General features: G+C 48.2%; 17 protein-coding genes. 11 read left to right on the forward strand and 6 right to left on the reverse strand.

The genetic code is table 11. From position 1 onward, the window contains the following. Together JCM2765_RS05290 and JCM2765_RS05295 are read left to right on the forward strand one after the other, a co-directional pair. Window positions 1–834, forward strand: an 834-nt coding sequence (locus tag JCM2765_RS05290; protein ID WP_225351979.1) for a MucBP domain-containing protein, incomplete at its 5' end; no start/stop codon positions are given. Window positions 835–902: 68 nt separating this feature from the next. Beyond that, complete coding sequence (locus JCM2765_RS05295) at window positions 903–1601, forward strand: MucBP domain-containing protein (RefSeq protein WP_054734644.1); 699 nt, start codon at window positions 903–905, stop codon at window positions 1599–1601. A gap of 276 nt (window positions 1602–1877) precedes the next feature. On the opposite strand, the gene JCM2765_RS05300 is transcribed toward JCM2765_RS05295, so the two are convergent. After that, window positions 1878–2234, reverse strand: coding sequence for a hypothetical protein (locus tag JCM2765_RS05300; protein WP_054734647.1), 357 nt, complete (start codon window positions 2232–2234; stop codon window positions 1878–1880). A gap of 132 nt (window positions 2235–2366) precedes the next feature. Here JCM2765_RS05300 and JCM2765_RS05305 point away from each other — a divergent pair, with 132 nt between their 5' ends. Further along, window positions 2367–2855: a hypothetical protein gene (locus JCM2765_RS05305; protein ID WP_054734649.1), complete on the forward strand. Its 489-nt coding sequence runs from the start codon at window positions 2367–2369 to the stop codon at window positions 2853–2855. Between the two features lie 144 nt (window positions 2856–2999). Here JCM2765_RS05305 and JCM2765_RS05310 read toward each other — a convergent pair whose 3' ends face one another. Continuing rightward, the gene (locus tag JCM2765_RS05310) at window positions 3000–3893 is read right to left on the reverse strand and encodes a 3-hydroxyacyl-CoA dehydrogenase (RefSeq protein ID WP_054734652.1); all 894 of its coding nucleotides are present in this window, start codon (window positions 3891–3893) and stop codon (window positions 3000–3002) included. A 141-nt stretch (window positions 3894–4034) separates the two neighbouring features. On the opposite strand from JCM2765_RS05310, the gene JCM2765_RS05315 reads away from it, so the two are divergent. From JCM2765_RS05315 to JCM2765_RS17940, 6 genes are all read left to right on the forward strand, one after another. Next, window positions 4035–4736: a FadR/GntR family transcriptional regulator gene (locus tag JCM2765_RS05315; protein WP_054734654.1), complete on the forward strand. Its 702-nt coding sequence runs from the start codon at window positions 4035–4037 to the stop codon at window positions 4734–4736. 31 nt (window positions 4737–4767) lie between these two features. Further along, window positions 4768–4989: a hypothetical protein gene (locus JCM2765_RS17060; protein WP_156301686.1), complete on the forward strand. Its 222-nt coding sequence runs from the start codon at window positions 4768–4770 to the stop codon at window positions 4987–4989. A gap of 379 nt (window positions 4990–5368) precedes the next feature. Beyond that, the gene (locus tag JCM2765_RS05320) at window positions 5369–6052 is read left to right on the forward strand and encodes an EAL domain-containing protein (RefSeq protein WP_054734656.1); all 684 of its coding nucleotides are present in this window, start codon (window positions 5369–5371) and stop codon (window positions 6050–6052) included. A gap of 129 nt (window positions 6053–6181) precedes the next feature. Then, window positions 6182–6964, forward strand: a complete 783-nt coding sequence (locus JCM2765_RS05325; protein WP_054734659.1) for a KxYKxGKxW signal peptide domain-containing protein — start codon at window positions 6182–6184, stop codon at window positions 6962–6964. A gap of 207 nt (window positions 6965–7171) precedes the next feature. Continuing rightward, window positions 7172–15982, forward strand: a complete 8811-nt coding sequence (locus tag JCM2765_RS05330) for a beta strand repeat-containing protein (protein WP_054734662.1) — start codon at window positions 7172–7174, stop codon at window positions 15980–15982. Between the two features lie 692 nt (window positions 15983–16674). Further along, window positions 16675–17433: an LPXTG cell wall anchor domain-containing protein gene (locus JCM2765_RS17940; RefSeq protein ID WP_082405005.1), complete on the forward strand. Its 759-nt coding sequence runs from the start codon at window positions 16675–16677 to the stop codon at window positions 17431–17433. A gap of 54 nt (window positions 17434–17487) precedes the next feature. On the opposite strand, the gene JCM2765_RS05335 is transcribed toward JCM2765_RS17940, so the two are convergent. After that, entirely contained in the window at window positions 17488–18018 is a 531-nt protein-coding gene (locus JCM2765_RS05335) for a hypothetical protein (protein ID WP_054734664.1), read from the reverse strand. A 250-nt stretch (window positions 18019–18268) separates the two neighbouring features. Between JCM2765_RS05335 and JCM2765_RS05340 the strand changes: the two genes are divergently transcribed. Then, the gene (locus JCM2765_RS05340; RefSeq protein WP_054734667.1) at window positions 18269–18706 is read left to right on the forward strand and encodes a MarR family winged helix-turn-helix transcriptional regulator; all 438 of its coding nucleotides are present in this window, start codon (window positions 18269–18271) and stop codon (window positions 18704–18706) included. Here JCM2765_RS05340 and JCM2765_RS18705 read toward each other — a convergent pair. Further along, window positions 18703–19056 carry an SDR family NAD(P)-dependent oxidoreductase gene (locus tag JCM2765_RS18705; protein WP_082405004.1) on the reverse strand — a complete coding sequence of 118 codons (354 nt, stop codon included), beginning with the start codon at window positions 19054–19056 and terminating at the stop codon, window positions 18703–18705. The two genes, JCM2765_RS05340 and JCM2765_RS18705, sit on opposite strands and share 4 nt — an antisense overlap. Continuing rightward, window positions 18960–19475 (reverse strand): SDR family NAD(P)-dependent oxidoreductase, encoded by a 516-nt coding sequence (locus tag JCM2765_RS05350; RefSeq protein ID WP_054734673.1) that lies wholly within the window; start codon window positions 19473–19475, stop codon window positions 18960–18962. The genes JCM2765_RS18705 and JCM2765_RS05350 overlap by 97 nt, the downstream gene beginning before the upstream one ends. A 104-nt stretch (window positions 19476–19579) precedes the next feature. On the opposite strand from JCM2765_RS05350, the gene JCM2765_RS05355 reads away from it, so the two are divergent. Next, window positions 19580–20263, forward strand: coding sequence for an SDR family oxidoreductase (locus tag JCM2765_RS05355; RefSeq protein ID WP_225351980.1), 684 nt, complete (start codon window positions 19580–19582; stop codon window positions 20261–20263). Window positions 20264–20535: 272 nt separating this feature from the next. Here JCM2765_RS05355 and JCM2765_RS05360 read toward each other — a convergent pair whose 3' ends face one another. Next, window positions 20536–20733, reverse strand: a complete 198-nt coding sequence (locus JCM2765_RS05360) for a hypothetical protein (RefSeq protein WP_054734676.1) — start codon at window positions 20731–20733, stop codon at window positions 20536–20538. Window positions 20734–20872 lie beyond the last annotated feature (139 nt).

Below are 20872 nucleotides of genomic sequence, written 5' to 3' on the forward strand. Positions count from 1 at the left end.
AGTATGCCAGTTCTTGATTTGTCAGATTGGCATACGATGACTAATTCAACCGATAGTCTGGATAGTACTAGCCCGGTATATGGCATGTTTACTGGATTAATGGCTAAAAAGATTGTATTAGGTACCGGATTCTTACTTAAGCCAGTGATGCCATCGTCTACAGGTGCCATGAACGCTGCTAATGATACGACTTGGATTGGTGTCGGCGCTGGTACCGAGGATGATCCACAGGGATTGTTACTAGTGAATACATCGTATACTGGCGATCCGAATGATGCGGACACTTACCTTTTGGTTGGGGCATATGTGAACTACGTTGATGTCGATACGGGAAGTCAATTGAAACAAGTTATCCTTCCAGCAACCGTAACCAGTTACACGGCAACGGTTCCAGATGGCTATGTGCTCGCAACGGGTCAGAAGAGGACGTTCGCTATTCAAGCAGCGAATAAACCAACCGTCTATACGGTCAACGTGACAACGCCTAAACCAGCGCTTCCGGATGCATCTCAAACGATGACTAATTTGACAGTTAAATACGTTGATGCAGCAGGTAATGAACTTCAAACAGCAACGGTCCAGAGTGGCCAAGTTGGTACGGACTACACGGTCAGTGTTCCCGCAATTAAAGGGTATACCACAACTGCCAAACCAATTTCTGGCCAGTTTAAAGGTAACAATATGGTACTAACGCTGACGTACGTTAAGGATGGCGTAATTCCTGACGAATCTGCTAATACCACGACCATGACCATCAACTATGTCGATCAAGACGCAACGCCATCCAAGCCCCAACCACTCAATCGGGGAAGGTTGGTACTGATTACAAAGTAACGGTACCGCAAATCAAAGGCTACACCACTCAAGCCCAACCGGTTTCCGGTCAGTACAAGGGCAACGCCATGGCACTCACGCTGACTTACGTGAAGAACGGCGTCCTGCCTGATGAATCGCAGACCACCACTGGCATGACGGTGCACTACGTTGACCAAAACGGCAACGCGATTGCGACACCAACGACCAACACTGGCAAGGTTGGCACGGACTACACGGTCACCGCACCAACGATTGCCGGCTATCAGTTAGCGGACGGTCAACTAGCAACTACAACTGGTAAATACAGTGGTAACACGATGGATTTGACCTTAGTCTACGACAAGGTTGCGCAACCGGCTGATGGTGGTGACACTGGTAACGGTACTGGTACAACGACTGATCCCGGTTCGGGTGAGGGTACTTCAACGACCGGAACTGGTACTGATACGACGGCGCCTGATACAGGGACCACGTCCGGCACTGATTCAGACACTGCTGTGACGACTGCCCCTTCAGACGCGGCAACGGCGGTGAAAGCTGATCAACCGGAGACGACAACTTCAACGGATGCTGGCGCGGTTGTGAATGACGCGCCAGAGGATACGCAAGCGGTTGTTGCATCGGATGATTACCAGAAGTTGAGTGATGATTCGGTAGCGCCAACCAGTGATTCGGTTAAGTTAGCTACGACTGAGCGTGCTGAAGGTGCTACTACTGAGAACGCTGCTGGCAAGGCTGAGACGTTGCCACAGACTGATGAGACTCAAAGCGGATTGCTTGGCTGATTGGTGTGGCGATGTTGGGGACGCTTGGAGTTGTTGGTAGTAAGAAACGGAAAGTGGATTAATTAGCTTTTCATCATTATTAATTTATAGTAGTTAAAAACGAACCGCCGGATTTCCATTTAGGAAAATCGGGCGGTTCGTTGTCTTTCGGATTGGGAAGGGCTAAGCTTTGAGATTAACGATGGTAATAATAAGAACTACCGATCGGCTTAACCGCATCGCCTAATCGATAATACCAAGACTTAAGCACGGTCTGACCGTGATACCGGGTTTTCTTCAGGTGCCAAATCGCATCCGTGCCATTCTTGCCCAGCGAGTAGTAACCGCGGGAGATTTTTGGCTGACAACTAAGTCGTATCCTGAACGATAAGCTGTCAGCCGTTTTCCAGAAAAATAGCTTGGTTGGCCAACTGAGCGGCCATAACGGAAATTGTTGACGTAAAAGCCGTATTTGCTGATGCTGAGAAATTGCGATTCGCCGTTGCTGTCGCGGTGTGTCTGCCATTTACCACGAAGTGAGGATGGTGTGGTGGTGTATTTTGCTGAAACGTCAGTCGGTTGAAGCCAACTGACACCGGCACCAACTGAGAGGGTGAGGCCAACTGCCAGCAAGGGTTTCGTTGAAGTGAGCATAATCATCATCTCCTTAATTTTAGGAACGCGGGTTAACTACGAGATGACTGTAAGAAAAGATTTAATAGACAAGACTTTTTTGGTATGCTTTGAGTAACGAATGCTCACTAAACTCAAAAGGGGACGACACACATGAACCTGCACAAACTCAACCACTACCTCAACCACTACCTGCTCCTAACCACCGCAACCTTCGCCGGCGCTCTGGCGCTCACCACAACGGCAATGACCACTCAAGCTTCTGCGCGCACCTTCGCCACACCAATTCGTGGCACTTGGTATCACAAGACAGGCAAGCATCAAACGGCGGTTAAATTCACCGCCAGCGCTGCTAAGGTGACCGGAATGCCCAAGACCGTTAAATTGAGTAACAAAGAAGTGCGCAATATTAACACTAAATTTAAACTCAGCATCAATGGGACTAAGACTAAGAACTACCAGGTTGCCGGTTTCGACTATCTAGGCGGCACGTTCCAGTTTGTCCCAACCAAGTTAAAGTTGGCTGGTAAGACGCGTAAGGTGCTGGTGAAGTTACCAAACGATGCATCGACGAAGTGGGAAGTTTATACAACATATAAGTCATCGGTTGCGCGGACGGCGCGGGTGCGGATGGCGTATTAATAGCTAAATTAAAAGCGTGTCTGACCACTCTGGGGTTAGACGCGCTTTTTTAGATTGACCCAATAAAAAGGACCAGCAGCTCACACTGCCAGCACTTTCAGGATGGTAACTCACTTATGCCGCCGCTGTGGTTGAGACACAGGGTTATTTCAAAAAGTCAGGGTTCATAAACTCGGGATTTGGATAGTGATAGAAACCTTCTCCAGTCGATGGTCCCAGTAAGTTGGCATCGATTCGTTCTTTCATCTTATCGGCAGCGTGCTTCAAATCAGCGTCACCGGTGCGTTCGGCTTCAGTAACCACGATGTTGTAGTGGGTGCGCAGGCCAATCATGTCAAGAATCCCGAATGGTCCAATTGGTGATGAGAGCACGACCATCCAAGTTTTATCGATGGTTTCGGGCGTCGCAATCCCGTTTGCCCAAAGCTTCAGTGCCGCGTTTAACCATGGGACCAAGATACTGTTGAGTACGTAGCCGGGTTGTTCCTTTTGTAGCGGAATGGCAATCATCCCGATGGACTTCGCGAAGTCAACGACGGTGTTAAATACCGCTGGATTCGTCTCCGGTGAGCCCATCACTTCAGCCGTGTTTCGCAACCAGATTTGGTTGGCAAAATGCAGGTTTAGGAAGCGAGTTGGTCGGCCGGTTGCAGGTGCGATATCGCTTGGCAACAAGGTTGAAGAGTTACTTGCGAAGATGGCGTCCTTGGGTACAACTTGGCTGAGTTCCTTGTAGAAGCTTTGCTTGATCGAAATCTTCTCTGGAATCGCTTCGATGATCAGGTCTGCATCCTTGGTGGCATCGGCCAAGTCGGTTGAAAAGGTCATGCGGCTCATGGCAGTTTGGAAGTCGTCGACCGTTACTTGTAAGTCGTGCTCGTAACTTGGCTGTAGTTGACTAATGAGCAACTGCGCGTGCTTTACTGTTTTTTCGTTAATATCATATAACGTGACGTTATAGCCTTTAAAGGCGGTCTGAAAAGCAATTTGGCTACCTAAAACGCCATCACCCGCAACTGTTACGTGTTGAATCGTCATGTGAATTCCTCCTCAAAGTTAAGTGACTTTAGTATAAATAGCCGGTGGTGGGAGTGAAAGCCGAAAAGGGCGATTTTGAAGCTAAAGCGTGCTAAACTGGACTGTGGTATCTGGTACAACCAGAACAAGGAGGCCGTTAACGTGAAATTTGAACCGATCCATGCACCGAGTGCGACGGATATTTTTACCAATCAAATGAAGGAAGCCATCATTTTAAGGAAGCTGAAACCCGGTGAGACGTTGCCGCATGAGCGTGAACTAGCTGAGCAAATGGGGGTTAGCCGGTCAGTGATCAACCATGGATTGCAGCGGTTGGCCCAGCTGCATTTTATCACCATCAAACCACGGCAGGGCGCGGTGGTGGCGGATTATCTGGTTGATGGCACGTTGGAAACGATGCATGAAGTGGTGGCGCTCCATGACGGTTTTTACACGCCAGCGATGTTGCAGTCCATCTATCAGGTGCGGCGGTCGTTAGAGTGTGACGCAATCAAGTTGGCAGCACAAAAGCGGTTAGCTGAACCGTTGCGAGAAGCTCGCCGGGCACTGATGCGGTTTAAAAATGGTGATAACTTAGATGTTCAGTCCCCAGCGATTTTTGACTTCTTCCATTCGCTGGCAATCGCATCGGGTAATCAGGTGTACACCATGATGATTAACAGTTTGAAACCCATCTATTTGCGGTTGGGGCGTTGGAACGCCCAACGCGATAACGGAGTGGCAACGATTTTTGAATTAAATGAGACGTTGTTGACTGCAGTTGAGGCCGGTCAGGTTGCCGAAGCCGTTGCTGCGGATGAGCGATTGATCGAGTGGAGTTTGCAGGATTTGATGCAAGCCTGATGAACAGTTTTAACTTTGATGGTCTCATGAGTTGACTCATGAGGCTTTTTTTTATGATCGTGATGAGCGGGTTACTATCCATTGTTTACCCGGAATGGTTAGAAATACTGTTGTAGCGGGGATGATTGACTGGTCAATTTTTGCCAAAATTGAGAATTTTTCGCAAATTTTTGGTCGTTCTAGTGAAAAAAAGTGCTACTTTTTTGAATATTTGCCGATTTACGACCAAAATGAAACCGGTTTTATAAGATGAAACCGGTTTATTTGAAAAAACGAAGATTTTAAGCTAGGCTTCCGGTGGTTAGTCAGGAGAATAAACGCCTTATATTATTATAACGTTATAACAACTACTTGATAAATTGTATTAGCGTAAAAACGAACTATTGCCTGAAATAGCGATTGATTATCCGGATTCGATTTTCAGGTGAAAATTGGTCGTTATAATTAGTTCACAATTGTCGTATTTTATATGCAGTTATTTTGGCTAAAAATTGTATGTTAATTTGATAATCAGCGAATTGGTGTATAAATATTGGAAAAAGAGGTCATAAATTTACGGTTGTAACCCTTGAAAACGTCAATTATACTTGCATTAATCTAGAATTAGTCTGAGCTTAATCTTTGGATAGGGGGTGAAGACAACGCTTACTTTTTTTGGACAACCCAAGTTTTCTAGAAGTGGCGCGAACGATTTAGCAATCGGCTATGAACTATTTATTCGGGAAGCGCATGGCGATGAGTGGACGCTGCCGCACGACTTTGGGGCCATTACAGCACCAACGATTGAACGATTGTTGGGGCAGGTTTTGGAAGTGTTACCGAAGACGACGACCATTGTGTCCTTCAATTTGGAACAGACCCAGTTTATTGATCCGGCCTTCGCTGCCATGGTGGCACGCGTTCAGGCCAAAACAGACATTCACATCTACACCGAGTTAACGGAACGCCAGGACCCGAACGTGACAGCGAGAGAGCTGTTTTTCGCCGCCCAGCATTTTAAACAACTCGGCTTATTAGTTTGCATCGATGACGTTGGCACCGGGTTTAACACGCCTGAGTTAGTGTTACAACTGGATCCATACATTGACGAGTATAAGTTTGCGTTACAGAATCTACGACCGTTCAACACCATGGGGGAGGTTGAATCGGAACTTCAGTTCTGGTACGACTTAGCAGCGACCAAGCACAAAAAGTTTGCGATCGAGGGAATCGAAACTGAGGACGAACTGCTGACCATTACTGAAAAATTCCCTTGCGATATTTTACAAGGGTACTACATTGGCAAGCCGCTATTGATTCCAGTGGGAATGACGTAGCCGCGGCCCAGACAGGCAAATGCATAGGAGCGCATTTCAGGTGGGGTATCTCGAAAATTACTAATAATTAGCTGATTCGCAAATCAGATGCGGGTTAGACAACGATAGTAATTAAGGGGATATACACATATGGATAAGAAACGAAATCAGCTTTACCGGGACATGCGTTCAGTTAAGACGCACTATAAGGCTTACAAGGCAGGTAAGCGTTGGTTAGTGGCCGGCATCTCAATCGCCACTTTCGGCTCGTTCTTGATGACGAGCACCGCACATGCCGATACGCTGAGTGAAAATACTGCAATCACAGCACAGACATCGACGCAGGGAAGCAGTCCAGCGGCGGTGTCTTCAACGTCCGCTGAGCCGGCAACTACTGGCGAGAGTACGACTTCGACAACGACACAAGCTCAGACTCAAGCAACAACCGGGTCAACTTCAGATGCTTCCCAAACAACGGCCACCAATTCGGCGACCGCTGATTTACCTGTGGGCACAACTACGAGCACGGGTACGGATAGTAGCGTAACGGTTGACTTGCCGGCTGGGGCGACTAGTGCACATATTGCTGCGGCTAAGCAGGCGGTGGTGGCTAGTGGCGCCAGTGTTGGGACGGTGACGGCGAAGGATGGGGCTAGTGCGGATGCTGGTGATGTGACGACCAGCACCGATGACACAGCATCTACAAATACGATGACCGCCACTTCTTTGAAGTCAATTGATCAACTTGGCGGTAAGTATATTGATGATAAAGGAAACGTGTCGGATACTGCGCCGGGGGCTGTGACGATTGGTGGTCAGACTGGGACTTCGGATGATATGTCAACGGAGATTACTGGGAATTTAACAGCGGTTAAGACTGCCGATGGCAAGGATACCTACTATGTATCAGACAACGGTAACTTCGTAGGTTAAGGTGGTGCTGATGCCGCTGATGGTAATAAAGAAGTTATTGTTGCTAATACGGGTGATAATTACGAAGAGTTTGGGAAGGTTTACGTTGATGCGAACGGAAAACAGTGGGTTAAATTAGTTAATAACTCCGCTAATTCGGCTGCGTCATATGCGTACAAAAATCAGATCAATACTAATTCTAGTTTCGAAATTCAAGGCGAGTGGCAAATGAGCACAAATGTTGCTGGCGGTGGCTTGGGAATCATTCTTCAACCCGTATTACCGCAAACTGCTGGCGTTGGTGCTGGTGCTAGTGCGGCTGCTGATATTGGTATTTTAGGCCAACAATCCACAACTTTTGTGGGATTTGATGGTTACGTTTCGGGAGATCCGAATACGTATGACAGCAAGCCAGGTGCGCTAACGATTCGTCAAACTGATGATAAAACTGGTAAGTCGTTTGTCAATTTACAAATGGTTGATAAAGGTATTGATGGGTTAAATGACGACACATTGATGGGCGGTAACGATAAAGACGGTGATAAGACTCAAAGAACTAACCCTCAAACTTCGCCTATTTCGGGTGTACTGGATGTTCTGTACGATATTCAATGGACCCCGGACTCAACACAGTTATCCGGTGAAACTGTTACCGGGACCCTTTCAGCAACGTTATACGATGCGAAGACTTATACTGCAGCCTCAACGCCTTTGCGGACACTAGCTGTCAGTGGTATTAACTTACCTAGTTCAACAGCGATTGCGTTATTTGGCGCATTTGGCGGCGGTGGTGCTAGTGCACTTGCTCAAGGTCGAGTGACTTCCTTCACTTTAACGCCTGTTACTCAACAAGTTACCGTCAACTACATCAACGTGGATGGTGGTGCTACGCTGAAACCATCAACAAACATCAACGCCAGTGTCGGGAATACGTTAAACGTTACCGCAACCACTTCTGGCGACAGCGCTAGCTACGGTGCACCCACTATTGATGGCTACACCTTCGTTGGGGCAGTTGGTACCGATATTACTGGGAACTTCCAAAGGGCCGATATGCAGGTAGTTGATCCTACGATGACTACTGGTACCGGAACTTACAATACGATTAACGTTTACTATAAAGCCACCTCGAAAACACAACAGCAAGCTGTTGCATCATATACAACGCCTGATGGTGTGACGATTCCTGCAGTTAGTCAGGGTTCGGCCGGAACGAGTAATGCGGTTCATGCGGGATCGGCAACGGAAATTACGGACGTGAATGGTAATGCAATTTCACTGGGTAGCGATATCAGTTCAGTCCCGATTCAACAAGTTGACGGTTACATTTCTGGGTACACTTTAGATGGTGGTGCTTGGACTGCTTCGACCGATATTCCAGGTAAGAGTACTGGGAACTATGTCGTTTCGTATCGGAGTCCAGATATTTCATTGACACCCGTTAAGTTTGCTGAAGGTGAAACCGGCTTTAACGTAACACTTAAAGCACCTCAGGACGGGTTGAACGTGCCGAATGTGACCTTAACTGCTGATGACGTTGTGATTACTAAAAATGGCGTTGCAGTTGATCCTAATGTTGCTGCTTTACAACCTAACGACTACACAATCAGCCTGACCAGTGAAGGTCAGGCAAAGGTTGCTACAGCATACGGATTGGCTGCTGATCAACTGAATTTTGACACCGCAGCGACTACCTTAACTGTCACTGGGAACGACACTGTCACCGATGATGCGGATGGTGGTCAAACGACCATTACCCGGAACAATGTTGAGCAAATCGTTATTATTCAAAAGAAGTGGTCTGATGGTGCACTGTCTCGAATTGAAATCAATGTGGCGACGGGAGAAGCAACGTTGACTGAAACTGGGACGGATGGTTCGGTTGAAGGACCGCTAGCATTAAATGCTAACGAGGATGTGACGGCCGGTAACACGACGGTGAACTACGGTGGTTCTGGAGCAGACTTTAGTTTGGGACACATGAATCCTGACGATCCGAAAGCGGTAAGTGGTGCGACGGAAAAGATTTCCGCTGCTGGCGAACCATCCTATGTTAATACTGCAACTCTCGCTGATGGCGATGTTGCGGGGACTAACGATTTCTTGAATGATGCGGTGAAGACTTCGGAAGAATTGGCAGCTGATAATCAGCCGCAAAACTACATTGATGGGTATTTGAAAGCTGTTGAAACTGCGACCGATGATTTTAAGAAGGGGCAAGATGCCGGGCACAGTGTTGGGTTGAACGACTTAACGCCGCAAGATGAAGCAACGCTAGCGAAAACACCATTTGATGAAGCCTATATTAAAGGGTATTTGAACGGTTATGAAACTGGAAAAGCGTCTTACGATGAAGATAAAAAACTTGGTGAGACGGATGGCACCGCTGCGGGATTAGCTGGTAAAGACCAACCCACAGCACTTGATACAAAGGGTTATTCTGACGGTGTATTGGCGAGCTATGAGGCTGCAAAAGGTCAATATACGGCCGATAAAACGGCTGGTATTAACGATGCAACAGCTGACGGTTCAAGTCGATTAGATGAGGCTGATTTAACTGGGCGCTCACAAGGCTATATTGACGGCTATACCACTACGTATCAAGGTGTGAAGGACGAGGCTGATACGAATGCCGGTCAACTTGATGGGACCACTGCGGGTCTAGCAGGTGAAGATAAGGCGGACGTTACAACCGAAACCACTAAGTATCAAGATGCCTACACTGCTGCCTATACAATGGCGAAGGCCAGTTATGATACTGATCGGATAGCCGGTGCTGACGCTGGTACTGCAGCCGGTGAAGCTCGTGAAGCAGCAATAGATTTAACAGATCAATCACAAGGGTACGTTGATGGCTATACCAGTACGTACCAAGTCTCGAAAGATACAGCCGATGTAAATGCCGGTACAGACGCCGGAAAGCAAGCCGGATTAGCCGGTAAAGTTGCAGTTGATAACCAGACTGAAACCGATAAGTTTAAAACTGCGTATACTGATGCTTATACGACTGCTAAAGCGAGCTATGATCAAGATGAAGCTTCAGGTGCTAAAGCTGGGCAAATTGACGGTGATAATCGTTTAGCTCAAATAGATTTAACGGATAAATCACAAGGGTATATTGATGGTTATAACAGTACGTATCAAGATGCCAAGAATGCGGCTGATACGAATGCCGGTAAACTTGATGGTGCTAAAGCTGGTTTGGCTGGTAATGTTGCAGCCGATGTAACGACAGAAACTACCTCATATCAAGACGCCTACACCGCAGCGTATACAACAGCGAAAGCTAGTTATGATACTGATCGCGAAATGGGTGCGTTTGATGGGGCAACTGCTGGTAATGCGCGTGAAGCCGAGGCAGATTTAACTGATAAGTCTCAAGGTTACATTGATGGCTACAATAGCACGTACCAAGATACAAAGGATAAGGCTGATACTGTAGCCGGCGCAGAAGCCGGTAACCAAGCTGGTTTAGCCGGTGAAGCAATCGTTGATAACGCGACTGAAAGTGAGAAGTATCAGACAGCCTACACAGAAGCGTATACAGCAGCGAAGGCCAGTTATGATACGGATCGTACAACGGGTACAACTGTCGGTGAAGCAACCGGGCTTTCAGGCAAGTCATCGTTAGACGTGAGTGGTGAGTCAAAGGGATATCAGGATGGCTATGCTGTCGGGTATCAAACCGGTCTGGATAGTTATCAGGCAGATGAAGCGCTGGGTCAAACGGCGGGGACTACTGACGGCAGTTCACGGGTTGAGCCTGCTACTGATCTAAGTGCGAAATCGCAAGGTTACCAAGATGGGTACAACGCTACCTATACGCCAGCGAAAAATAAAGCGGATCAAACCGTCGCAATTAAGGATGCCAACGCTGTTGTAATTCCAGAAAATCTGTCGGAAAATACTGACGTGGTCAAGGCTAATCAAGCACTTCAAGAGGCAATCACGGCAGGGGATAACACACCAACGACAACCGATTCGATTAATACTGCTACTGAGGCACTTCAAAAGGCCATTGAAACGACTGAAAAGGCCTACACGACTGGCTCAGATTTGCTGACGAAAACGACTCCAGTCACTAAAGAAATTGATGTTGAAAAGGCTATTGAAACGCTGACAGCGACACTTGAAACAGGTACTGCCACCCAAATTACTGATGACACTGCTACTTTACAGAATGCTTTGAAGCTGGCCAACGAGAACCGCGACATCGCCGTTAAGGACGCGGGTACGGTAGTTATTGAGTTCACGATTGCGGGCAATGCCGATGTGATTGCAGCGAAGCGTAACCTGAACGATGCACTTAACAATGGTGAAACTGACCAAGGGACAACGGCTGACATTACGGGTATGACGGCAACGTTACGGCAGGTGATTGAAACGGCAACGACTGCCTATAATCAAGGCCAAACCGCATTACAGACGGCTGAATCAGTTGATAATGAAACCGAAGTTGCCACACTGATTAATCAATTAAACGCTGCACTGAAGAGTGGGACAACCAGTGATATTCAAAAACTAACTGATCAGCTGAATCAAACTAGTCAGACGGCTCAAGCTGACCGAAATGTGGCCATTACCGATGCCAATCAGGCACAAAAAAATGTACCAGAGACTCTGAAGAACAACGCTGACGTTGCTTCTGCCGCAACGAATTTGATGACTAAGTTGGAGACGGGCACAACTGAGCAAATTAGGTTGGCCACAACAGTTTTGAAAACTGTCAGTGCAGCTACCGATAAGGCTGTAACTGCTGGTAACGCTGCAGTTGATACGGCTAAAACGGTTGCTAATGAACCGACTGTGTCACCGCTACTAACAGCGTTGAAAGGTATTTTAACAACTGGGACTACCGAAGCGATTGGTTCAGCCACTGCTAAGCTCACTGAAGCTACCAAGTCGGCTCAGGAATCACGTGACGCTGCGGTTAATGCTGGTCGTGCAGTTCAGGTACCAACTGAAGTTGCAGGAAATAGCGATGTTCAAATGACTCAAGATAGATTGGCAGATGCGCTTGATTCAGGAACAACTGAAGCAATTGTTCAGGCAACGAAAAATTTGACAACCGCCATTAGCACAACAACCGACGTCAAGAGCAAGGCAAAAGACACGATTGATAATGCAGGAATCGTTGCGAACGAAGAGACAGTGAATGCGGCTATCCAGGCGTTAAATGATTTACTAAATTCAGGTAGTGCAGCCGACATTGAAACTTCAACTAATGATTTAGATAAATTGTTAGATCAAACGGATGGTGAGCGAGCCGACGTTGTTACAGTTGCGACTGCCGTTGAAGTGCCGGGAAATATAGCTAAAAATGCCGATGTTACGGCTGCTAAGTCGGCCTTAGACACGGCGATTTCAAACGGAACGATTGCTGACATTACCGAGAAGACGACGGCGCTGAATACTGCTATCCAAATGACCGGTGACGCTCAACAGACAGCTCAAGTAGCGCTTGAGAAAACTGCTCCGGTTACCCAGGAGGATGAAGTTCAAAAGGCGATTACAGCGTTAAATGATACTTTGTCGACTGGGACAGCGGACGCAATCGATGGTGCAGTTGCTACGCTTACAACAGCAGTTGAGACTGCAACTGGAATACGGGAAACAGCTGTTGCTAAAGCATATCAAATCACAATTGATGAAACTATTACCGATAACTCGACCGTTAAGGCAGCCCAAGCATTATTAACTCAAACTTTGTCCGATGCCGATACAGGTGTCGCAAAAACGGATACCATCACTGAAATGACGGCTAAACTTCAAACGGCCATCGATGGCGCCAATCAAGCCTACGCTGATGGTCAAACGGCCTTGACTACGGCTCAACCAGTCGGCAATGAAGATGAAGTTGAACAGCTAACAACTCAGTTAACTAGTCTGTTAGCAAATGGATCGACTGATGAAATCAGCAAGACTATCGATGCCTTGAACACCACTGCTAAAACTGCGTTGACCAACAGACAAACAGCGACTGACAAGGCTACTGAAGCACAATCAAACATAACGCCTGATATTGCTAAAAATAGTGATGTTGCTACTGCTGGAGGTGTGCTAGAGGAACAGCTTGTGACAGGAACAACAGCCAAAATCAATGAGGCGGCAACCGCACTACAAACAGTCATTGACAGTACCATAGCTGCTAAACAAAATGCCAATACCGCACTCAACTCACAGGGGACAGTCGCCAACGAACCAAGCATTCAGGCAAAGGCCAACACGTTGAATGAGTTACTGGCAACTGCTGCCACTGCCGATATCGTAGCAGTAACGGAATCCTTAACGACCGACATTGATCAAGCAACCTACAGTCGCGCAACGGCAGTCACTGCTGCGAATATGATTACGATTCCAACGGATTTGGCAACCAATACCACTGTGACAAGTGCTCAGGATAACTTGCAAACTATGCGATCCTCTGGAACCACTAGTGAAATCATGGCAGCCACAACCACGTTAACCAACGCCATCACCGTAGCAACATTAGCTCAAACTACTGCAACCGCAGCGCTAGATAATGTTGCACCAGTTGGCAACGAAGGCAGTGTTCAAACGGCAGTTGGTTTGTTACAAACTGCCTTGACTGGTGGAACGACCGCCGAAATTACCAAGGCTACTGAACAGCTAACAACGGCCGTCCAAACTGCCCAAGCCGCTCGGACAACCGCAATCAACGATGCAATGAACATCATCGTATCGGGTAACCAAGTAGCTAACGAGGAAGTGAAAAAGGCTCGGGAAACGTTGAACACCAAATTGGCTGATGGTACCACCGATGACATCAACATCGCCGCAACCGAATTAGCAAACGCGGTCCAAGCAGTGACTGATGCCAAAACAACGGCCAATACTGCCCTTGGCAACCTCGGCGATGTCGCTAACGAAGCAACGGTTCAAAAGGCTGTGACTGGCGTAACTGATCTGTTAACAACGGGAACGGCAGACGCCATCGAGCAGGCCGTAACAGCGTTACAGCAAGCCACCACGACTGCTAAGGCGGCGCGCAACACCGCTGCAACAACGGCCAATGCAGTTCAGGTCCCAACCGAACTCAAGGCCAACCAAGACGTTAAGCAAGCGGCTGACAAGTTAACGACGGCCTTAACCACTGGGACGACGGCTGAGATTGACACGGCAACCACGGTGTTGACCACTGCGATTACCAACACTAACCAAGCGTTAACCACGGCAAAAAACACGTTAACGGGCATTGGTAGAGTTGCCAACGAACAACCGGTCGCTACTGCAATGGCAACGTTGACGAAGACCTTTACGACAGGTAGCGCCGCTGAAATCAATGCAGCCAACGATGCCTTAACGGATGTGCTTAAAACCGCGCGATTGCAACGTGATACGGTAATCACTGCCGCAACTGCCGTGGTGATTCCAACGTCACTCAAAGCAAGCGCCGACGTTATCGCAGCGCAAACGGCCTTGAACACGGCCTTACAAGTCGGGACAACCGCAATCATCAAACAGGCAACCACTGATTTGAACACCGCAATTGCTGCAACGGGTACAGCGCAAACAACTGGTCAGATGGCGTTAGTAACGGCTAACGCAACTACCTTGACGAAGGAAACCGGGGTGGCTAACGCGTTGACGCAGTTAGCAGCCTTGTTAGAGAATGGTACAGCGACTGCTACGGAATTGACGCAGGCTACACAGCATTTAGCGACTGAAGTTGGCACTGCCGAAACTTTACGTACTACGGCAATCGATACGGCCGAAGCGATTACGATTCCAGCCGAGTTAGCGCATCACCAAGATGTGCTGGGCACCAACGATGCGTTGATTAGTGCGGTGACGGCTGCTAAGCATGGTACGGGCACCACGGCGCAAATCGAGCAAGCAACAATCGCGCTCCAAAACGTGATTGCAACCGCGCAAAATACCAATGATGTTGCCCGGGCCGCGATTGCGGTGACCGACCTCTCAACAACGGCCACGACACCACTCGTTCAATCCGCTAAGCAACAGCTCCAAACGTTGCTTGACGGTGGTACGGCAACGATTGCGCAGCTCAAACAAGCGACAACGAATCTGGCAACGGCGGTTGAAACCGCGCGGACGACCTTTACACAAAGTTGGTCAGACGGTGCCATTTCGACGATTCACATTACTGATAACCATGATTTGACGGTGATAACGGTTGAAACCGATGGCACGCGCACCACGGCAACGATTGCGGGTGGTAACGGAACCGCTGACGGCTTGACCTTCGTCACACCAGCCGATGGTGCACTCAGTGTATTTAAGGCCACAACGGTCGCTGAAGGGCAGTTGGTTGAAACACTGACCGTGCCACGGACTACGGCGATTACGTCAACCACCACGTTGACCACGACCACGCCAGCAACCACCAACATCACGGTACCGGCAACCACGGTTACCACGACTACGGTGACGCCAACTGGTGACACCACAGTCACAACGGTGGTCACGAGTCAACTTGGCAAGCAAGGGCAAGTTGTCGCAACGGTGGCACCAGAGGTAACGACCGCAACTGTCGTGCTCCTGCCGGATGGCACTGATGCGCTGACGACAACCGGTACCAAGCGGAGCACTCAAAGTGATGGCGCACAAGTGCTCACATTGACCACGCCGCAAGCTGATGGCAGTGAACTGACGCAACAGTTGATCATCCAAAAGGATGGTACTGTCAGTTACGCGAAGACGGCTAAATACACGGATACCGATGCCAACGTCGCCACAGTTGAAACCAACGCCAACGGCCAACTCGTTCAGTTAACGACTTACGACGCCGGTACGAAGCAGGCAGTCGTCGTTGATGCAGCCGGTATCGCCCAACTCTTGGCAATTGCTGATCGGACGGGCAGCCAAACGGTGGCTGGATTTACCATCACCAAAGCAGATGACGGTAGTTTAGCGGTGACTTGGCTGGTAACAGCGGTACGACAACTTACGCCGTTGGGACTGATGACCAAGGGAATTTTGCTTACACCAAGGTTGCGGTTACCAAGGATACTGACGGCACCACGGTCGTTGCAACCAATCTCGATGCTGACGTGACGTCAATCGATAAGACTTGGAACGATCAGAGCAAGACCAACGTTCAAGTTTCACAGAGCACAACGGCCATTCAGAAGCTGATTCAACAGCTCTTGCAAGATAAGGGCGTCCTCCCAACGACTACGCCAGAGCAGGCCACGGTTTCGGCGACGGTTCCAACGCAGCATTTGGCAAATGACGTTAACTTGGACTACGATGCATCGACTGATAGCTACGTGCTCCACAAAGCAACTGATCCGTTGACCAACTACCATACGGCGGTTACGGCCAAGCACGGGAAGGTGTCTGACAGTAAGGATCAACTTTACCAAACTAACGGCAGCCAAACGGTGATCACCACCCAATTGACCGCGGACGGCGCACAGTTGACCCAAGCCGACACGACCTGGTTAGATGGCAGTCAATCGACCATCCAACGTCAAGCTGACGGCACTTACCAGTTGGTTGAACAAACCGCTACTGGCGAAACGAAGGCGACTGATTTGACGCCGGGGACTACGGTGACATCCGGAACGTTGAGCTTTACCGCTACGCCCGATGGCAACGTAGCCGGTGTTCAAACCGCTGGCGATACCCAACTGATCTTGGGCGCAGATGCGGCTGGTAACTTTACGGCCAACCAAGTCACGACCGTTACCAACAACGGCAACACGACCAAAGTTGTGACCGATGACGCTGGGACGCCAATCGCTATGAGTCAAATTTGGTCGGATGGGTCACAGACGAACCTGACCTTTGGTGATCCGACCGCAACCACGTCATCATTGACACAGTTAGTTCAAAACCTACTCAACCAAATCGGCGCAACGGCACCGGACGCAATTAAGGTTGCGGACGACGCCCAACAGGTTGGTGGCGTTTTGATCAAACGTGACGGCAACAAGGTCACGTTATCGAAAGTCACGGCCGGTAATGTTGAGACTTCGGCTAGCGTTGATCAAAAAACCGGCGACGTGTTGTACCAAGAGACAACGCTGTCACAACCAGAAGTGGTGACGGAAACGGTTGTTGAAACGGTTCCAACAGCTTCGACTGAACAGGCCGGGGGAACTGCTAGCGATGGGTTAACCACACCAGCAAAGCAAGCAAATACAGCGGAGTCGACACGAAATACTGCACGGACGAACGAAACGCAGTCTGCTAACAATGATCCAAAGGTTAAGCAACTTGGCACCTCTGGACAAGCAGGCAACCCTGAATTCGAGACGAATGGGGCGTCCGAATCCAATGGGCATGCTGAGCGGACTGGTAACATCGAACAGCTTGCAACTGATGGCGAACCATCTCTGACGGCGCAAACTGAACAGAACGCAGCCAGTGAAGCTGCAGAACAAGAGCAATTGCCACAGACGGATGATCAAAGTAACGCCGCAGCTTCAACGGCGGGACTAGGATTGTTGGCTGGCTTGGCCGGTGCGCTTGGGTTACGGCGGAAGCGGCGTGAGGAATAGTTATAGTAAATAAATAAGGAACCTACCAAACTCGGTAGGTTCCTTATTTATTTACTAATTGATTTCTGGATAATAGCGCTCGCCTGAAAAATGCCGATTTTTCATTACTTTAGCGACTTTCTTAGTTGCATAAAAGTGCTCATAAGTCCATATGCCGGCGCCACCTGCGGCACTTAAAACACGGAAACGAACACCGTGATAGCTATGAATTTTCACTTTGTAATAGTCACCGGCACCTGCAGTTTGATTCCAGCCATAAACCCAAAGCCATGGTGATTTAAAAGTTGCGAATGTCCAATTTTGATGTGAAGAAACTTGTTCACCATCGAGGTTTAGATTTCGCGTGTGCAAAGGGGAACGACTATAGTACCATTTTTCATAGTAAGTATGGCTACTTAAATGATTGGGCGTAAATATCATTTTTTCGTATCGACCGTCAGTGTAATGATACCAGGTTCGTTGAAATCTGGCTGGATAGTGACGAAGCGAATTCTTCGCTGAGGCAGAGGTTGTCGTTGTTGCCCCGATAATTCCCAATGGAAGTAGTAATAGTAAAGCAGATTTGTAGATAGTAGATTTATGCATGGCAAGGCCTTCTTAAATTGATGAATTTAATATTCTTATTATATCATTAAATAATTTGGCAATATGCCTTGATAAAGGAATCTAATACTTTTCAAAAATGAAATTAATTTGCCTGATAATATACGATGCATAAATTCTGTCATAATCAGAACCCCACCTCCCGCATTTCCCAAGTTATATGATAAACTTGATAGTAACTAGTGTTATAGCACTGAAAACAATACTCATTTAAAATTCAAGGAGTCTCAACATGCCCAACACCCCCGAAGCCGATTTCGTGCAGCAAGTCGCCCAACTGAATCTTGCCATTTCAACGCACATTACCGAAACCCTGGCGCCGTACGATGTTAATGCGTCCAACTACTTCTACCTGATGAAAATCGGTGACCATCCCGGTATCGTGCAACGTGAATTTAACGACGTGGTGCACCTGAATCCCAGTTCGATCACCCGTGCCGTCAACCACCTCATCAAAAAAGGATTGGTCGACAAGCGAACCAATCCTGAAGACAGGCGAGCAACGCAGCTTTATCTGACAGCGGATGGTCAGCAGATTACCACCGCAATCAATCAATTTATTCAGCAATTAAATGCCGAGTTGATGTCTAGGTTGGGGCCGGACGCTCAGCACATCTTTGAACAATTGATTCAGCTCCGCCACTCGATTGAACAAGGCACGGCCGATTAAGCGTTCTTGAAAGTCGGGTTGTCTTTAAACATGTGCCATACTTGCTCGGTCATGTCGTTGTTCTCTTGTTTAGTGGCGCGCAGTTGCGTCCACGAGGTGTCAAAGGTGATCTCTGGCGTATCACTTGCCAGTTGGTCGATCACCGCACTGACGAATTCGTTGAGGTCAGAGCCATAGGTGTGCTCACCGCTACCACCGAGGTTGGTATTGACGGCGGGTGGTAGGATTTCAAATACCGCCGTGTCGGCTTCCTCTAACTGAAGACGCAACGATTGGGTAAAGCCATGAACCGCATTCTTCGAGGCAGTATACAGTGCACCCAGGCACCGGTGGTGATGACCAGGCCGGATGAGACGTTGATGATGGCGCTGTTCGGATGACTCGTAATCAACGGTAACAGGAGCATCGTCAGGTGAAGCGGGGCTTCAAAGTTGATGGCCAGTTCCTGATGGTACCAGTCCCAGCTTTGCCGCTTATCCTGATTTTGAAGGTTGATCCAGCGCTGGATACCGGCGTTGTTGATCAACATATCGAGGTCACTAAAATGAACTTGAACCCAGTCAGCTAATCGTTGACGTTCACTTGCCGAACTTAAGTCGGCCTTGAACGTTTGCAGAGCTGGTTGGGTCTTTTTAGCTTGATCAATGTTGGTCTGACTATAATCGACAACCAGTACATCGTTGCCCAATGACAGTAACTTTTGCGCGATTGCGAAGCCGATGCCAGTTGTGCCACCGGTGATTAAGACGTGATGATTAACGAGTTCCATAATGCCATCCTCCTAAAAGAATTAGTTTTCAAGTGAAGCGTAACACAAATTAGGTGCATATGCACCTAATTTGTGTTACGCTTTTAGCAAAGGGGATGAAAAAGATGATTGTTGTGACTTCAGCAGCTGGCCATACCGGGTCAATTATTGTTGATGCATTGGTGAAACGCGGACTGCCAGTGATTGCGACGGACCTTAATCCGACAGTGAAGCAACTACCAGGGATCGAACGGGCCATCGTGGGTGATCTGACTCAGTTGGACGTTCAACTTGAGATTATTAGTGCGGCGGATATTTTAATTTATATTCCACCGTTATTTTCATCGGAGGAAGCGTTGATTGGGAATTCATTGATTGATCTGGCAGCTGAGGCGAAGTTGCAGCAGTTCATTTTTATGTCGGTGACCCACCCCATATTGAGTTCACTGTTGCAGCATACGGCCAAGCGCGATGTGGAGGAGCATTTAATTTACACGGGTATGCGCACCCAGTTGCCGTACACGATTTTGCAACCGATGCACTACATGCACAACTTTGATCCACTAGCGGTAAAGCGGAGCGGAAAATACCGGATTTTCTACAGCTTAGACGGTGCCGTTGCGTACGTTGATCCAATTGACGTTGCCGAAGTCGTGTTGAACGTGCTTGCGGAACCAGCCAAACATAATAAGGCCACGTACGAGCTAGTGGGGACCGCACCGTACACGCCGAAAGAATTAGTGACCCGCTTCAATGCGTCACCGGGGAGCATGCCGTTGCTGAATACGTGCCAGTTGAGCAGTTTTTAGATGATATCGGCGCGCAGGATTTATACTTTAGGACTGGCTTTAAGCACCTTGCCGACAGTTACAGCCAATGGGGATTGGACGGGAACGTGACTGTTTTAACGATGTTGTTGGGACGGGACCCAACACGTTTGAGGACTATTTAGTCCGGACGTTGGCGAAGTGAAATGAGGATGAAAAGACGCTATTTTCGGATTGGGGAATCCGGGAATAGCGTCTTTTTTGTTTTACTAGAAAACTAGTTAAAAGTGTTTGTACCGCTAATTATCGGTACCTTATTCGTCTTCCATATCAGCCAACCATGGATTTTCACGGTCTGAAATCCAAGAATAGCTGGTAACTTGAGCGTTGTATTCGGCAGCGATTTGGTTGGCAATCTTACGACTTTTGATGATTCTAGCCTGTTCAATATCATCGTTGAAGTGGTTGTTGCGGTCGAGGTACTGATTGTCTTTGAAGATTAAGTTGATCATAGGTGTGAGCTCCTTTATGTGTGGATTGATTATTAGAGAATGGGGGAGTGAGCTTTCCTGTCCTTGAGCTGAAACGCGTTCCACGAAACTGAAAACTGCACGCAAGGCGCAACCAACATAAAGCCGAAGCCCACGACTT

It is taken from the genome of Secundilactobacillus similis DSM 23365 = JCM 2765, from assembly GCF_001311075.1.
In the GTDB taxonomy this organism is placed as follows: Bacteria; Bacillota; Bacilli; order Lactobacillales; family Lactobacillaceae; genus Secundilactobacillus; species Secundilactobacillus similis.

Excerpts from the sequence above, each read along its gene's own strand:
- JCM2765_RS05295 (WP_054734644.1), top strand. The coding sequence starts at position 903 with ATGGCACTCACGCTGACTTACGTGAAGAACGGCGTCCTGCCTGATGAA.
- JCM2765_RS05300 (WP_054734647.1), bottom strand. The coding sequence starts at position 2,234 with ATGCTCACTTCAACGAAACCCTTGCTGGCAGTTGGCCTCACCCTCTCA.
- JCM2765_RS05305 (WP_054734649.1), top strand. The coding sequence starts at position 2,367 with ATGAACCTGCACAAACTCAACCACTACCTCAACCACTACCTGCTCCTA.
- JCM2765_RS05310 (WP_054734652.1), bottom strand. The coding sequence starts at position 3,893 with ATGACGATTCAACACGTAACAGTTGCGGGTGATGGCGTTTTAGGTAGC.
- JCM2765_RS05325 (WP_054734659.1), top strand. The coding sequence starts at position 6,182 with ATGGATAAGAAACGAAATCAGCTTTACCGGGACATGCGTTCAGTTAAG.
- JCM2765_RS05330 (WP_054734662.1), top strand. The coding sequence starts at position 7,172 with ATGAGCACAAATGTTGCTGGCGGTGGCTTGGGAATCATTCTTCAACCC.
- JCM2765_RS17940 (WP_082405005.1), top strand. The coding sequence starts at position 16,675 with ATGAGTCAAATTTGGTCGGATGGGTCACAGACGAACCTGACCTTTGGT.
- JCM2765_RS05335 (WP_054734664.1), bottom strand. The coding sequence starts at position 18,018 with ATGCATAAATCTACTATCTACAAATCTGCTTTACTATTACTACTTCCA.
- JCM2765_RS05340 (WP_054734667.1), top strand. The coding sequence starts at position 18,269 with ATGCCCAACACCCCCGAAGCCGATTTCGTGCAGCAAGTCGCCCAACTG.
- JCM2765_RS05350 (WP_054734673.1), bottom strand. The coding sequence starts at position 19,475 with ATGGAACTCGTTAATCATCACGTCTTAATCACCGGTGGCACAACTGGC.
- JCM2765_RS05355 (WP_225351980.1), top strand. The coding sequence starts at position 19,580 with ATGATTGTTGTGACTTCAGCAGCTGGCCATACCGGGTCAATTATTGTT.
- JCM2765_RS05360 (WP_054734676.1), bottom strand. The coding sequence starts at position 20,733 with ATGATCAACTTAATCTTCAAAGACAATCAGTACCTCGACCGCAACAAC.